The sequence below is a fragment of the Megamonas rupellensis DSM 19944 genome (assembly GCF_000378365.1).
Lineage (GTDB): Bacteria > Bacillota > Negativicutes > Selenomonadales > Selenomonadaceae > Megamonas > Megamonas funiformis.
In genome coordinates this window covers 1-14,405 of record NZ_KB899606.1, presented here as the reverse complement: position 1 = coordinate 14,405, position 14,405 = coordinate 1, and the positions used below count along the sequence as shown (strand labels likewise).

The window sequence follows — 14,405 nt, the reverse complement described above, 5'->3', positions numbered from 1 at the left end:
TTCATAATGAGATATCCATCTGCAAAGAGGAGCTATATCTGGCATGTTTAGAATTTTAGCTACATGAGAAATAGAATTTCCTTTTAAAACCATTTTAATTGCTTTAACTTTAAATTCATTTGAGTATTTAGTCATAAAAAACTGCACCTCCAAAAGTTGTTTTGTGTCCAACTTTTGGGGTGCAGTTCATTTTGCTATTAAGAGCTTTTTTAATTAAAATTTAATTATTTTATCCATTTACCACAAGCTTTATCTTGGCAGATTTTATTATTATCCACAACTAATTGACCGCGTAAAAATGTTTTGATAGGCCAGCCTTTGATTTTTCTACCAGCAAAAGCAGTTAGTGGTTGTTTGCTGTGAAGTTTTTCATTTTCAATAGTATCGACTTTATTCATATCGACAACTACAATATCGGCATCTTTACCGATTTCTAAATTACCTTTATTTGGTAAATTATAGATATCAGCTACATTTTTAGCCATGACTTTCACTAAGAAAGGTAAAGTGATATGACCATTATTTACTTCATTGAGCATTAATGGAAGCATAGTTTCTACACCGCACATGCCAGCAGGAATGGAGAATAAATCACCTTGTTTTTCACTGATGATATGTGGTGCATGGTCAGAGGCGATAAAATCTATAGTGTCATTTTTCAATCCTTGCCAAAGTGCAAGTCTATCTTCTTCATGTTTGATGACAGGATATACTTTCATCATTGGTCCTACACTATCGTAATCTTTAGCAGATAAAAATAGATATTGTGGGCAAGTTTCAGCAGTTATATTTACACCATTAGCCTTTGCTTGAGCGACTGCTTCCATTCCCATTTTAGAAGTCAAATGAAGAATATGAAGTCTAGCACCAGTGGCTTTAGCAAGTAGACTAGCTGTTTGGATAGTCAAAGCTTCTGCTAGAGCTGGTCGAGATTGGATTAAAGCTTCGTAATCTTTTTTACCAGATTGTTGAAGACGTTTAGTTAAAGTTTGAATTAATTCAATATTTTCAGCATGAATGGCGATTATTTTTCCTGTTTTTGCCATTTGTTCAAAAATTTCATAGACTTCACCGTCGCCAAGAGGTGGGATAATATCTTCATCTTTAGGATTGTAATTATAAATTAAAGCTTTTGTTTTGGCATTTATAGCATATCCCCAGAAGAATTTTACAGCACTAGCACCAGCTTCACAAAGTCTAGGTAAATCGCCAAGGTTGATTTCACCTAAAGAAAGACCCCAAATACCATAATCAGCAAAAGCTTTAGGAGCAAAATAATTTGCTTTTTGCAATAAATCTTGCTCATTTAAAACAGAAGGATTTGTATTGGGCATATCAAATACAGTAGTTACACCACCGGCAATAGCAGCTTGTGTGCCAGTTGTAAAATCTTCCTTAGCAGTAGCTCCAGGGTCACGAAAATGACAATGCGTATCAATACAGCCAGGTAAAAGATACTTACCAGAAACATCATAAACCTCAGTGGCAGGCTTATCCGCTAAAGAAATTTCAACAATCTTTTCATCTTGTATATAAATATTTCCTAGATAGATTTCATTTTCATTAACAATAAAACCATTTTTTAAAGCCAAATCATACATAAAAAAATTATCCCTCCTAAGAATTATAAAATACATTTTTCCTTTATATAAAAAATAAACTATAACAAATAGCATAACATATTTTTAAAATGCTAAAAATAATAAAAATTACGTTAAAAAATCCACAGATAAGATTTATAATTTAAGCAATAAATAGTACATATTATTTCTTATATATGATATAAGAATAATACCAAATATACCCGCGTTAGCAGACTTTTACGATATTGAATTTATTTAAATACTAAAATAACACGTAATATCTATTTTCCGCATTATAAAATTTTAATGGTAACTGTTAAGTTATTGAAAATAATTAGCACTGAATACGGTTTTAGTCTAAATGTTTGAGCGAAGCGAGTTTCTAAGCGTTGTATGAAGTGATAATTATTTTCAAAGTTAAAATTTTATCTGCGGTGGATTTCTTTTGTTACTTTTCTTTGTCCATAAAAGAAAAGTAATAATAACTTATTATAGCATAGTGGCAAGTATTAGAATATATTTTATGTTTAATCTCGTTATAGGGATATGTTATAATGATGACTTAGGTTTTAGTTAAATGGAGATGTTATTTTGAAAAATAAAGCTTATGTGTTGTTGTCTTTGGCTGGAATTTTATGGGGTTTTCAGCCTGTAGTGGTGAAATTCATTGTAGCGGAGATGAACCCACCTACTTTAGTATCTTTCCGATATTTATTACTTAGTGCTACTTTATTTTTATTGATGAAAATTACACATAAAAAAGATTTTATACCGCCCAAAAGTTGTTGGTTGCCACTTATAATTATGGGGATAACAGGCGTTAGTTTGAATAATGGTTCACAATTTACAGGGCTACAATATTCTACAGTAGCTAATGCCACTTTGATTGCTGCTATGACGCCAGCTGTTACATCTTTATTAGCTTTTGTATTTTTGCGTGAAAGATTGGCTTTATTGCAATGGATTGGAATTATAATTTCGATATCAGGAACATTGTATTTAATCAGCAATGGAAATCTAGATATTATTTTACATATTTCATTTAATTTGGGAGATATATTATTTTTTGTAGCTCAATTAAGTTGGGCAATTTATTGTTTAATCAGTATTCGTGTGATGAAAAAAATGTCTGTATTATCTGTTACAGCATGGGCGGGAGTATTTGGTGCGATTTTTATTGCAATCTATGGTCATTTTACTTGTGGTTTATTTATACCAGATTTATCTATGAAAGCTATGGCTTCATTTGCATATATTGTATGGCTCGGTGGTGTAGGCGCAATGATATTTTGGAATATTGGTGTAAAAAATGTAGGCGCAAGTACAGCTTCCATATTTTTAAATATCATGCCTATTGTGGGGATTGTTACAGCTTCAATAACATTAAATGAAATAATTACTATGGAAGAATGTTTAGGCGCAGTAGTTATTTTATTAGGTGTATATATAACAACACATACAAAGCAAATTTTAGAAAAATTAAATTGGAAAAAGTAAAATAAATTTAAAATAGATTAATGAAAATAAAATTATTTTTAGTTGAGAAATTTTGCGAAAAAATTAGTTATATAGTATTATGATTATAAAGTATAATGTGTAAAAAGTAGGAGGGTTTCTTTTGAAAAAGCTTGTAGTAACAGGAACAATTTTGCTCAACAAAGCAGTAAATGAAAATGTAAAACACATGGTTATCAAAGCTCCAGAAATTGCAAATCTTGCTGAACCTGGTCAGTTTGTTCATGTGAAGACTTTGCATAGTGAAAACTTTTTGCGTCGTCCATTCAGTATTGCAGATGTAGATAAAAATGAAGGTACAATCACTTTAATTTATCGTATTGTCGGTAAAGGTACAGCTGAATATTCTAGATTAAAAGAAGGCGAAGAATTTAGTATTTTAGGTCCTATTGGTAATGGCTTCAAATTAAAAGAAGGTCGTCCATTGCTCGTAGGCGGTGGTGTAGGTATTGCTCCACTTATCTATTTATCTCGCTTGCTCAAAGACCAAAAACCTATTTTACTTATCGGTGGTAAAAATAAAGATGAAGTATTCTGGGAAGAATATTTAAAAGAATATGCTGATAAAATTTATATCACAACAGATGATGGCTCTGTAGGATTTAAAGGTTTTACTATCCAATTAATGCCTGAAATCTTAAAAGAAAATAATATTGACGCTATTTATACTTGTGGTCCAAATATCATGATGGAAGGCGTGGCAAAACTCGCTTATGAACATGATATTGATTGCCAAGTATCATTAGAAAAACGCATGGCTTGCGGTATTGGCGTATGTCTTGGTTGTACTTTTGAAGGTAAACTCACTAAAAAACGTCGTAAAGTTTGCACAGAAGGCCCAGTTTTTGAAGCTAAGGAGGTATTTTAATGAATTTATCTGTAAAGATTGGTAATCTTGAATTAAAAAATCCTGTAATGGGAGCTTCAGGAACATTCGGATTTGGTAGAGAATATGAAGATTTTCTTGATGTAAATGAAATCGGTGCAATCGTTACTAAAGGCGTTACACCAAAACCTCGTGCTGGTAATCCAGGTGTTAGAATAGCAGAAACTCCTTCTGGTATGCTCAACTGTATCGGTCTTGAAAATCCAGGGGTAGATGCTTTTATTTATGATATCTTACCAAAAATTAAAAAATATAATACTGCTGTTATCGTAAATATTTCCGCAGGTTCTGTAGAAGAATATGCTGAAATGGCATGGCGTTTGGATATTGACGGCGTAGATGCTGTAGAAGTAAATATTTCTTGTCCAAATGTAAAAGAAGGCGGTATCGTTTTTGGTACAGACCCAAAAGCAGCAGCTGCTGTAACTCATGCAGTAAAAACTCATACTAAAAAAACTGTAATTGTAAAACTTTCTCCAAATGTAACAGATATTGTGCAGATGGCAAAAGCAGTAGAAGAAGCTGGTGCAGATGCTATTTCTATGATTAATACATTGACTGGTATGGCAATAGATATCAATACAAGAAAACCATTACTTGGCAATATCACAGGTGGTCTTTCTGGCCCTGCTGTAAAACCTGTAGCACTTCGTATGGTATGGCAAGTAGCAAAAGCTGTAAACATTCCAATTATTGGTATGGGCGGTATTGCAAGTGCAGAGGATGCTATTGAATTCTTGCTTGCAGGTGCAACAGCAGTAGCAGTAGGAGCACATAACTTCATTGACCCATCAGCATTAAAAGTAATTGCAGATGGTATTGCTGAATATATGCAAAAACACAATATTGAAGATGTAAATGAACTTGTAGGAGCATTACAAGCTTAAATAAAAAATTACCAAGTGAATTTTTACTAAATAGCCTATAAAGCTAAGCAATATAAGCTTTATAGGCTATTTTTTTTATATAACTAATAAAAATCAAAATCGCCTGGTAAAATTTTTTTATATCCTTGAATAACAAGACTTTAGAAGCTATAATAAAAAAGAAATGCTAATAAATATAGGGATTAATAGAAACAAGAGTTGTATTTGAATCAGCACTAAAAACAGCAGGTACTTAATAATAAAAGTGATTAATAGAAACAAGAGTTGTATTTGAATAAAGTACTTATTGCACCAATCATAGTTAGCATTAATGATTAATAGAAACAAGAGTTGTATTTGAATTTAAATGCTCTTTGGCTTCTTCTGTAGCTTCCTTGGATTAATAGAAACAAGAGTTGTATTTGAATGATGTTATTAGTTATGGTACAGGCGAAGCAGGAGAGGATTAATAGAAACAAGAGTTGTATTTGAATGCTTTACCTGCACTAACTAAAGCTTGCTCCGCGTAAGATTAATAGAAACAAGAGTTGTATTTGAATCCTTAAAAAGTGAGCAGCTCATATATTTAGGAGGGATTAATAGAAACAAGAGTTGTATTTGAATGAGCAGGAAATTCCAATAATAATACATGGACTATGATTAATAGAAACAAGAGTTGTATTTGAATAACCAAGAACAATATCGAGGAGATAATTCAGTCGAGATTAATAGAAACAAGAGTTGTATTTGAATATGCCAGTAGGTGTATATGTGATATCAAATGAAAAGATTAATAGAAACAAGAGTTGTATTTTAATGAATTAGGAGAGATAAATAGTTGTGGAAAATGTAAAAGATATAAAGAAAGTTATTATTGATATATGTTATCAGGAGGGAATTACAAGAAGGGATTTAATAGCGGTATACAATAAAAAATATAATAAAAATTTATTGGAACAAACTTTTACAAAAACATTATCAAATAATAATATAAAATTTAACATGTTGGTAGACTTGTTAGATTCTATAGGTTATACAATAGATATTAGAAAAAAATTATAAAGAGATTTGTATTTATAAAAAAACTTATTGACAGTGGATATAGTTTGTGATATATTAAGTTACGTTGTATTTGAGATACAACGTATTGCACAAGAAGAAGTCACCGCTTCTCACCTTATGGCGTGCTAGTCACTAGGGTTACTAATTAAAACAAAAACGTTTAACGTATATTTTAATTTGTAATATCAGAGGGTGACGTGCGTCATCCTCTTTTTTGTGTATATAATAAAAATAATATATAAATAATGAGGTGTTTTCTATTAGTAAAGAAACTTTAAGAATTAATGGCGAAATCCGCGCTAGAGAAGTTCGTGTGACAGATGCTCAGGGAGAACAGCTTGGTATTATGTCTACAAGAGATGCTCTTCGTAAAGCAGAAGAAGCTCATTTAGACTTAGTAGAAGTTGCTCCAAAAGCAAAACCACCTGTTTGCCGAATCATGGATTTCGGAAAATATCGCTATGAACAACAAAAACGTGAAAAAGAAGCGAAGAAAAAACAGAAGGTTATCAGTGTAAAAGAAGTAAAACTTCGTCCTGGTATTGAAACACACGATTTTAACTTCAAAGTTAAAAATGCTATGCGTTTTATTGCTGAAGGCAATAAAGTAAAAGCTACAATCATGTTCCGTGGCCGTGAGCTTTCTCATCCAGAAATGGGTAAAGAGCTTTTATTAAAGGTCGCTGAAGCAATGCAAGAAGCTGTTACTGTTGAACGCGAACCTAAACTTGAAGGTAAAAATATGATTATGATTTTAGCACCTAAAGTGCAAACTAAAGGAGGAAACACTAATGCCAAAAATTAAAACTCGCAGAGCTGCAGCTAAACGTTTTACAGCTACTGGTTCTGGTGAATTCAAACGTAATAAAGCTTTCAAAAGCCACATTTTAGAAAAGAAATCACCAAAACGTAAACGTAATTTACGTAAAGCAGCTATCATCACTGCTGCTGATCATAAACGTGTAAGCAAAATGCTTCCATACGCTTAATTAATCATTTATTGTTGAAATTTAGGAGGGTAAATAATGCCAAGAGTAAAAAGTGGCGTAACCGCTCATGCACGTCATAAAAAAATCTTAAAATTAGCTAAAGGTTATAGAGGAGCTAGAAGCAAACAGTTCAAAAAAGCTAACGAACTCGTTATGAAAGCTCTTTACTATGCACGTAGAGACCGTCGTGCGAAAAAAGGTGAATTCCGTAAACTTTGGATCGCTCGTATCAATGCTGCTACTCGTGCAAACGGTATGTCCTACAGCCGTTTCATCTGCGGTTTAACAAAAGCTGGTGTTCAAGTTAACCGTAAAATGTTAGCTGACGTTGCTATCAACGATGCAGCTGCATTTGCTAAACTTGTTGAAGTTGCAAAAAGCAATCTCTAATATAAAAAATAAAAGCTGTTTCTAATTCTAGATTAGAGACAGCTTTTTTTGTTAGTTTAAATTTATTTGAATTTGACTAAACAAGTATACATTGTTTAAATATGCCAAATACTGTATAATAAATAAGAATGAATTTTATTTAGAGATAAATAAAAGTATTTAGGAGGATTATAAATGGCATTAGTTAATGAAAATTATCTAAAATTACAAGGTAGTTACCTTTTTGCTGAAATTGCACATCGTGTGCAGAAATTCAAAGCTGAAAATCCAGAAGCTGAAGTTATTAGCTTAGGTATCGGTGACGTTACATTACCATTACCACAAGTTAGTATTGAAGCTATGCATAAAGCTGTTGATGAAATGGCTAATAAAGAAACTTTCCGCGGTTATGGCCCTGAACAAGGTTATGCATTTTTACGTGAAAAAATTCGTGATGTAATTTATAAATCTCGTGGTGTAGATATCGAAGCTGATGAAATTTTTGTCAGCGATGGTGCAAAATCTGACTGCGGTAATATCCAAGAAATTTTTGGCGTAGATAATACTATTGCTATTACTGACCCTGTATATCCTGTATATCTCGATACAAATATCATGGCTGGTCGTACAGGTCTTGTAAAAGAAGATGGAACTTTTGAAGGTGTAGTATATATGCCATGTACTGCTGAAAATAACTTCACTCCAGAACTTCCAAAACAGCATGTAGACATGATTTATTTATGTAGCCCTAATAACCCAACTGGTACTACTTTATCCCGTGATGAATTGGCTAAATGGGTTAAATATGCTAAAGAAAATAAATCTATCATTTTATATGATGCAGCATATTCTTACTATATTACAGAAGAAGATGTACCTCATACAATTTATGAAATTGAAGGCGCAAAAGAAGTAGCTATTGAATTCCGTTCCTTCTCCAAAACAGCAGGTTTCACTGGTACTCGTTGCGGTTATATTGTATTACCAAAATCTGTTAAAGGTTATACAAAAGATGGTAAAGAACAAGCTTTAAATCCTCTTTGGAATCGCCGTCATACAACTAAATTCAATGGTACACCTTATATTATTCAGCGTGGTGCAGAAGCTGTACTTACTGAAGAAGGACAAAAACAAGTAAAAGAAATGGTTGGCTACTACATGGAAAATGCAAAAATTATCCGTGAAGGTTTAGCAAGTCTTGGTCTTACTGTTTTCGGTGGTGTAAACTCCCCATATGTATGGCTCAAAGTTCCAGCAGGCATGACTTCTTGGGATTTCTTCGATAAACTTCTTCATGAAGCAAATATCGTAGGTACTCCAGGTTCTGGTTTTGGTCCATCTGGCGAAAATTATTTCCGTCTCACTGCATTTGGTAGCCGTGAAAATACATTAAAAGCTGTAGAACGCATCAAAACTCAATTAAAACTTTAATAAAAACATAAAAAATTATTTAATAGAACTGTACTTCAAATGTCAAATGTGAGGTACAGTTCTATTTATTTTTTTATAAATTGTTCAGACTATATAAATATTAAAATATAATTTACTGTTTTATAGATATATTATTCATAATGAAAAAAATTTTAAATTTAACAGAATTTTAACAATTAAATGATATAATTATATGTAAATTAAAAAGAAACGGAGGAGAAGGAGATGAAAAAATTTTTATGGTGCTTATTGTTAGTGGCAGTGATGTTTTTTCCCGTTAGTACAAATGCTTTTCCATTAAAAACAGATGTACTAAATACAGAAAAAACCATTATCATGTATGATGATTGCGATGATGACTGGCGAGATGATGACCGATATGAACATGATGATTGGTGGGACGATGACAGATATGAACATGATGATGATTGGCGGGACGATGACCGCTACGAACATGATGATGACGATGATTGGGACGATGACCGTTGGGATGATTAATTAATAAAGAAATATTGTTAATTAAACTGCACTTTTAAAGTTAGACGTATAATAATTTTTAAAGGTGCAGTTTTTTTGCATAAAAATTTGATTTCTGAATATTTGTTTATTATAATTTATATATAATATTTATTAAAAGAAAGGAGATTATAAATGAAAATGAAAAAATATTTAAAATTTATGTTTGCAATATGTGTATTATTAGTTCCTTTTTTTATTACAAGCAATAATACAGGGGAGGCGAGTGCTGTGCAGGTACCGCAAGCAGTACAAGATATGAAGGATAATTATAAAAAATCCGTAAAAGATGTGAAAGTTTCTGGAATGATAGAAGAGATTAATACACGCAATGGTGTATATAGAGCATGTGTATATTATCCAACTGGTATGGATGTAAATAAATTAGATAAACCACTCCCAGTTTATTTTGATATCCATGGTGGCGGATTTGTCATTGGTTCTTTAGAGCAAGATGATAGATTATCTCGTGCAATCAGTGATACATTGAATATCTGTGTAATTAGCATGGATTATGGTTTAGCACCAGAAAATCCATGGCCACAGGGTATTGAAGATGTATACGATATAGTAAATTATTATGTAAAAAATAATGATAAATACCATATAGATGTACATAATATGGCAATTGGCGGTCACTCTGCTGGCGGAAATATCGCAACTGTTGTAGCCATGATGGCAAATGAAACAAATGATTTTGCGTTTAAATGTCAAGTGCTTGATTATCCACCAATAGACCTTGCCAAAAATCCATATACAAAACCAATTATAGATGGTGCTATTCCACCAAATGTTTCTGTACTTTATAATAGTTGTTATTGCACTAGTGAACAGTCAGTAGATCCACATTGTTCACCAATATTTGCAAGTGATGAAGAATTAAGTAAATTACCACCTACAGTGATGCTTGTCTGTGAAATAGATTCACTTTGTGATGAAGGTATTGATTATGCGATGAGATTAGCACACAATGGTGTAGAAGTAACAGTAAGAAAATTCATGAATGCAAGACATGGATTTACTGTACATTCTGAAGAAGAAGGTAAATATGGACAACAGATGATAATCGAAGGATTAAGAAAATATTTACTCTAATATGAAAAAAGTTATTAAATAATGGACTGTACCCTAAAAGATAGATATAAAATATTTTAGGGTACAGTTTTTTTATTAGATAATGATTTGATGTATAGTAAAAATGAAATATTTTTTATCTAAATGTATAGATGAACAAAGAGAGGCGATAGCTATGAACAATCCTGTAATAAAAGAAGCTTTAAATTATGAGATGGTATTTTCACAAGATGAGATAAAAAGACGTCAATATGAAATACAAGAAAAAGCGATAAGAGATTATAATTCTACAATCTTATATAATCATAATCGCCAAGAGGGACTAAAAGAAGGACTAAAAAAAGGTGCAGAAGATAAAGCAATAGAAATTGCATTGAAAATGTTAGAAAATGGCAGTGATGTTAATTTTATTGCTGATGTAACAGGTTTAAGTGTTGAAAAAATAAATGAGATAAAAAAATAGATATGTTCATTTCTTTGGTGACAAAGAAACGAACCAAATCACAACAAGTTGCATAACATATTTCTAGAGTGCTAAAGCACTAAGAACTATGTTAAAATCACCGCAGATAAATTTTAGCTTTAGAAAAAATTATCATTTCATACAATGCTTAAAACTCGCAAGGCTTAACAGTAGAATTAAAAGCTTTATCTTTACCAATAGCTAATAGCTATTGTAAAAAGATGATAAAATGCGGGAAATGGTTAGGTATTATTGAAAAATCCTCATAGTATAAGATATTTATATTATGAGGATTTTTTAAAAATAAGTATCATACACTCATCTTTTTACTAAAAAAAATAAAAATAACGTTTAATTGACGTTTTAAGAGAAATGTCCTATAATGAAAGAAAATTATACAATATAAGGAGGTCGCTTATGGAAGTACCAGAAGAATTTATAAGACATGTAATAAAATCTGCACAGGAAGGTTTTTTTGGAAATATATTATTATCTAATAAAGATAGATCCACTTATAATAGTAAAAGAACTGATCCATGGGACGTTTTTTATACTTTGTTATCAAAGGAATTTTTTAATAATAGATTCGTGTATAGCTTTATTAAACATTCTATATGGCAGTATGGCGTAGCCTTTGATAATAAAACAAAAAATTTATATTTATTTTTTCAAGAAAAACGTATAAACGGTTTAAAAAAAGATATTGATAAAGGGAAAAAAACACATTATTTATGTCAATTTTTAAATGAATATAATAAAAATATTCCTTCGCAAGTAAAACAATTATTATTGTTTGATGATGATAAAGATGAAAAATTATTATCAGATAAGTTTAAAAAAATAAAAGAAGAATTAAATTTATCGGAGTTAGAAATAAATTGTGTTGTGAGTATATTGTTTAATCCTTCAAAAGAAATATCAAATATATCTTCAATAAGAGCAGTTATATTTGATAATAATTTGGATATACATGAAGAAATGGATTTTACAAAAAGTATTTATATTGAACCAAATATGGATTTGGATAAAGTTGATAAAAATGATGATCCTTTAGCTAATGAACCAAATAATGGATTAGGATTGACAAAGAAAGCTATTGCAAGAAAAGGTATTAATGATAATAATTTAAAAATAAACAAAAAAATGGAGGAGAAAAAATATAACTCCTAATTAGGAAGTTTTTAATATGAAAATTAATGGAAAACGATTAAAAATGGCACGGATATATCGGGGATTAACTACTAAGGATTTAGCAGAAAAAATAGGTTGTCAGAGACAAACAATATCTATGTATGAAAATAATTTGCAATCGAATCCTAGTGAAAGTATAATTAGTAAAATTTCTAAGGAATTAAATTTTCCTTTTAGATTTTTTTATGAAAAAAATATATCTTTTCCGTATAGTAGTGTATATTTTAGATCTCTACTAACCACAACAAAAAAATATAGAGAAGAAGTTCAATTAAAGTTAGATTTCATTAATATAATATATGATTTTTTAAAAGAGTATATTATATTCCCAAAACTAGATTTACCAAATTTTAATCAAGAAAATTTAAAAAGAGATCCAGAGAAAACGGCAAATTTACTTCGTGAATATTGGAATTTGGGAAATAGACCAATTGAAAATATTATATATGAAGTAGAAAAACATGGAATTCTAGTTTCATCATTTAGTACAAATAATTCTTCAAATAATTATGTAGATGCTTTAAGCAAACGAATTGATAATGGTGCTTATATGAAATATCTGATAGCATATTCGAATAATAAAACATCTGCAGCTAGAATACATTTTGACATTGCTCATGAGTTAGGACATATTTGTCTACATTCATGGGATATAGATAGTGATGAACTTGAAGAAAGTAGTTATTTTAAGGAAAAAGAACGAGAAGCTAATAAATTTGCTTCTGCATTTTTGTTGCCTAGAGAATCTTTTAAAAAAGATGTTGAAAATACACCTTTAAATATAAGTGGTTATATTGAATTAAAAAATAAATGGCATGTGTCAATTCAAGCTATGTTATATCGAGCTTTTGATTTAAAAGTAATTAATATAGATGAATATCAATTAATGATACGTAGATTACAAAAAAATAAAATGAGAAGAAATGAACCCTTAGATGATATTTTATTAACAAGACAGCCATCATTGTTAAAAACAGCAGTATTAATGCTTTTGAATGAAAATGTTTTTACGGCAAAATCTTTTATGGATGAGTTAGCTTCTGTATATAATTTTAGCATTATGCCAGAAGATATTGAGAATTTATTAAATTTACCAAAAGAAACATTATCACAATCTAAAATAATTTATTTCCAAAATTTAAGAATAAGAAAGAATTTGTAACTTAGAAAGTTAAAAATATGATAAAAATAATAACCAAATATCCCTCACGTTAGCGAATTTTGCGGTAGCCGTAGGCTATTGGCAAGAATAAAACCATGACTATGAATTTAGCTCTACTGTTTGAGCGAAGCGAGTTTAGAGCGTTATAGTCATGGTTTTATAATTGACAAAGAAAAATTGGTATCGGGAGGTAGAGTTCTTTTGTTACTTTTCTTGCTCATGAAAGAAAAGTAAATATAAAATAGGGTGTTTGTTCATTTCTTTAGTGATAAAGAAACGAACCAAAGAAATCACCCGCTCACGCACTTTTTACTTTGTCAAAGATAAAAATATATCAACAACGTTCTAAACTCGCAAGGCTCAAACAGTAGAACTAAAAGCGTAGCTATATTTTTATCTTTGCCAATAGCTAATAGCTACCGTAAAAAGATGCTAAAATGCGGGAAGATGTTTGGTATTATTTATGAATAAAGATTTATAGTTCTGAAATAAATATAATATATTAGCAGGTTACACCCCAAATGCTAATTTCTCTAATAATATTATTATAATCAACTGCAAAAATTAATGTGGCTTCATAATATTTATAGCAATAATAGGAGTAATTATTATTTCTATTTGTTGATTTCTTTAATTTAGCAGTATATCCATAAATATTTGTTACAGATGAAAATGATTGTCCAACATGAAATCCACTAGGCGTTGATAAATTATTTGCATCTTTTATGGTAACAGAATAAACAAAAAGATCTTTTGGATCCCATGATAAGCCATCATTATAAGCCTCAATAATAAATTTGTTATTATAATTATAAGTAATAAAATTTTGACTCATCATATAAGGTCCACTTGAAGTATATGAAGAATTTTCATAAGGTGTTATGGATGTAGGTTTTCCATATATATTAATTACATCTTGTAATGTAGATTGAAAACTAATGCCACCTATTGAAAATTCTGAAATAGGAATAAATGATACTTTTAGTGGAGTATTAGCAAAAGTAATGGTATAGAGATTAATAAATAAAAAACATTCGAGAACAAGAATTCGTATAAATAATTTTTTCATAGAAAGTTCTCCTTTTATTGATAAATTGATAAAATAATAACCAAATGTCCCTCACGTTAGCAAATTTTGCGGTAGCCATAGGCTATTGGCAAGGATAAAACCATTACTATGAATTTAGCTCTACTGTTTGAGCAAAGCGAGTTTAGAGCGTTATAGTCATGGTTTTATAATTGACAAAGAAAAATTGGTATCGGGAGGTAGAGTTCTTTTGTTACTTTTCTTGCTCATG

15 protein-coding genes and 1 CRISPR repeat array are annotated in these 14,405 nt (G+C 30.5%); of the genes, 13 read left to right on the top strand and 2 right to left on the bottom strand.

What is annotated here, in order from left to right:
- Positions 1-224: 224 nt before the first annotated feature.
- On the bottom strand, positions 225-1,601 hold the full coding sequence (locus tag F553_RS0110460) for a dihydroorotase (protein WP_019000061.1): 1,377 nt from the start codon (positions 1,599-1,601) through the stop codon (positions 225-227).
- A 573-nt stretch (positions 1,602-2,174) separates the two neighbouring features.
- Between F553_RS0110460 and F553_RS0110455 the strand changes: the two genes are divergently transcribed.
- The 13 genes from F553_RS0110455 to F553_RS0110395 all read left to right on the top strand — a co-directional run bounded on the left by F553_RS0110455 (position 2,175) and on the right by F553_RS0110395 (position 13,107).
- Positions 2,175-3,080, top strand: coding sequence for a DMT family transporter (locus tag F553_RS0110455; RefSeq protein ID WP_008538466.1), 906 nt, complete (start codon positions 2,175-2,177; stop codon positions 3,078-3,080).
- Positions 3,081-3,201: 121 nt separating this feature from the next.
- Positions 3,202-3,966 (top strand): dihydroorotate dehydrogenase electron transfer subunit, encoded by a 765-nt coding sequence (locus F553_RS0110450; protein WP_008538465.1) that lies wholly within the window; start codon positions 3,202-3,204, stop codon positions 3,964-3,966.
- A complete protein-coding gene (locus F553_RS0110445; RefSeq protein ID WP_008538464.1) occupies positions 3,966-4,871 on the top strand; it encodes a dihydroorotate dehydrogenase in 906 nt (301 codons plus the stop codon). The genes F553_RS0110450 and F553_RS0110445 overlap by 1 nt, the downstream gene beginning before the upstream one ends.
- Before the next feature lie 180 nt (positions 4,872-5,051).
- Positions 5,052-5,668: a CRISPR direct-repeat array (repeat unit 30 nt; unit sequence GATTAATAGAAACAAGAGTTGTATTTGAAT).
- 22 nt (positions 5,669-5,690) lie between these two features.
- Positions 5,691-5,912 (top strand): hypothetical protein, encoded by a 222-nt coding sequence (locus F553_RS0110440; RefSeq protein ID WP_019000060.1) that lies wholly within the window; start codon positions 5,691-5,693, stop codon positions 5,910-5,912.
- A gap of 250 nt (positions 5,913-6,162) precedes the next feature.
- A complete protein-coding gene (gene infC, locus F553_RS0110435) occupies positions 6,163-6,717 on the top strand; it encodes a translation initiation factor IF-3 (RefSeq protein WP_019000059.1) in 555 nt (184 codons plus the stop codon).
- On the top strand, positions 6,704-6,901 hold the full coding sequence (gene rpmI / locus F553_RS0110430; RefSeq protein ID WP_008538462.1) for a 50S ribosomal protein L35: 198 nt from the start codon (positions 6,704-6,706) through the stop codon (positions 6,899-6,901). The genes infC and rpmI overlap by 14 nt, the downstream gene beginning before the upstream one ends.
- 36 nt (positions 6,902-6,937) lie before the next feature.
- Positions 6,938-7,291, top strand: coding sequence for a 50S ribosomal protein L20 (rplT, locus tag F553_RS0110425; RefSeq protein ID WP_008538460.1), 354 nt, complete (start codon positions 6,938-6,940; stop codon positions 7,289-7,291).
- 174 nt (positions 7,292-7,465) lie between these two features.
- Positions 7,466-8,701: an LL-diaminopimelate aminotransferase gene (locus F553_RS0110420; protein ID WP_019000058.1), complete on the top strand. Its 1,236-nt coding sequence runs from the start codon at positions 7,466-7,468 to the stop codon at positions 8,699-8,701.
- Between the two features lie 225 nt (positions 8,702-8,926).
- Positions 8,927-9,199, top strand: a complete 273-nt coding sequence (locus tag F553_RS0110415) for a hypothetical protein (protein ID WP_019000057.1) — start codon at positions 8,927-8,929, stop codon at positions 9,197-9,199.
- A 153-nt stretch (positions 9,200-9,352) separates the two neighbouring features.
- Positions 9,353-10,312 carry an alpha/beta hydrolase gene (locus F553_RS0110410; protein WP_019000056.1) on the top strand — a complete coding sequence of 320 codons (960 nt, stop codon included), beginning with the start codon at positions 9,353-9,355 and terminating at the stop codon, positions 10,310-10,312.
- Between the two features lie 154 nt (positions 10,313-10,466).
- A complete protein-coding gene (locus tag F553_RS0110405) occupies positions 10,467-10,754 on the top strand; it encodes an Rpn/YhgA-type helix-turn-helix domain-containing protein (protein WP_019000055.1) in 288 nt (95 codons plus the stop codon).
- Between the two features lie 417 nt (positions 10,755-11,171).
- Positions 11,172-11,924 (top strand): DUF5986 family protein, encoded by a 753-nt coding sequence (locus F553_RS0110400; protein ID WP_019000054.1) that lies wholly within the window; start codon positions 11,172-11,174, stop codon positions 11,922-11,924.
- A gap of 16 nt (positions 11,925-11,940) precedes the next feature.
- Complete coding sequence (locus F553_RS0110395) at positions 11,941-13,107, top strand: XRE family transcriptional regulator (RefSeq protein WP_019000053.1); 1,167 nt, start codon at positions 11,941-11,943, stop codon at positions 13,105-13,107.
- Positions 13,108-13,609: 502 nt separating this feature from the next.
- Here F553_RS0110395 and F553_RS0110390 read toward each other — a convergent pair.
- Positions 13,610-14,176, bottom strand: a complete 567-nt coding sequence (locus F553_RS0110390) for a hypothetical protein (protein ID WP_019000052.1) — start codon at positions 14,174-14,176, stop codon at positions 13,610-13,612.
- Positions 14,177-14,405: the final 229 nt, after the last annotated feature.

Excerpts from the sequence above, each read along its gene's own strand:
- F553_RS0110420 (WP_019000058.1), top strand. The coding sequence starts at position 7,466 with ATGGCATTAGTTAATGAAAATTATCTAAAATTACAAGGTAGTTACCTT.
- F553_RS0110415 (WP_019000057.1), top strand. The coding sequence starts at position 8,927 with ATGAAAAAATTTTTATGGTGCTTATTGTTAGTGGCAGTGATGTTTTTT.
- rpmI (WP_008538462.1), top strand. The coding sequence starts at position 6,704 with ATGCCAAAAATTAAAACTCGCAGAGCTGCAGCTAAACGTTTTACAGCT.
- F553_RS0110445 (WP_008538464.1), top strand. The coding sequence starts at position 3,966 with ATGAATTTATCTGTAAAGATTGGTAATCTTGAATTAAAAAATCCTGTA.
- F553_RS0110400 (WP_019000054.1), top strand. The coding sequence starts at position 11,172 with ATGGAAGTACCAGAAGAATTTATAAGACATGTAATAAAATCTGCACAG.
- F553_RS0110395 (WP_019000053.1), top strand. The coding sequence starts at position 11,941 with ATGAAAATTAATGGAAAACGATTAAAAATGGCACGGATATATCGGGGA.
- F553_RS0110410 (WP_019000056.1), top strand. The coding sequence starts at position 9,353 with ATGAAAATGAAAAAATATTTAAAATTTATGTTTGCAATATGTGTATTA.
- F553_RS0110390 (WP_019000052.1), bottom strand. The coding sequence starts at position 14,176 with ATGAAAAAATTATTTATACGAATTCTTGTTCTCGAATGTTTTTTATTT.
- rplT (WP_008538460.1), top strand. The coding sequence starts at position 6,938 with ATGCCAAGAGTAAAAAGTGGCGTAACCGCTCATGCACGTCATAAAAAA.
- F553_RS0110460 (WP_019000061.1), bottom strand. The coding sequence starts at position 1,601 with ATGTATGATTTGGCTTTAAAAAATGGTTTTATTGTTAATGAAAATGAA.
- F553_RS0110405 (WP_019000055.1), top strand. The coding sequence starts at position 10,467 with ATGAACAATCCTGTAATAAAAGAAGCTTTAAATTATGAGATGGTATTT.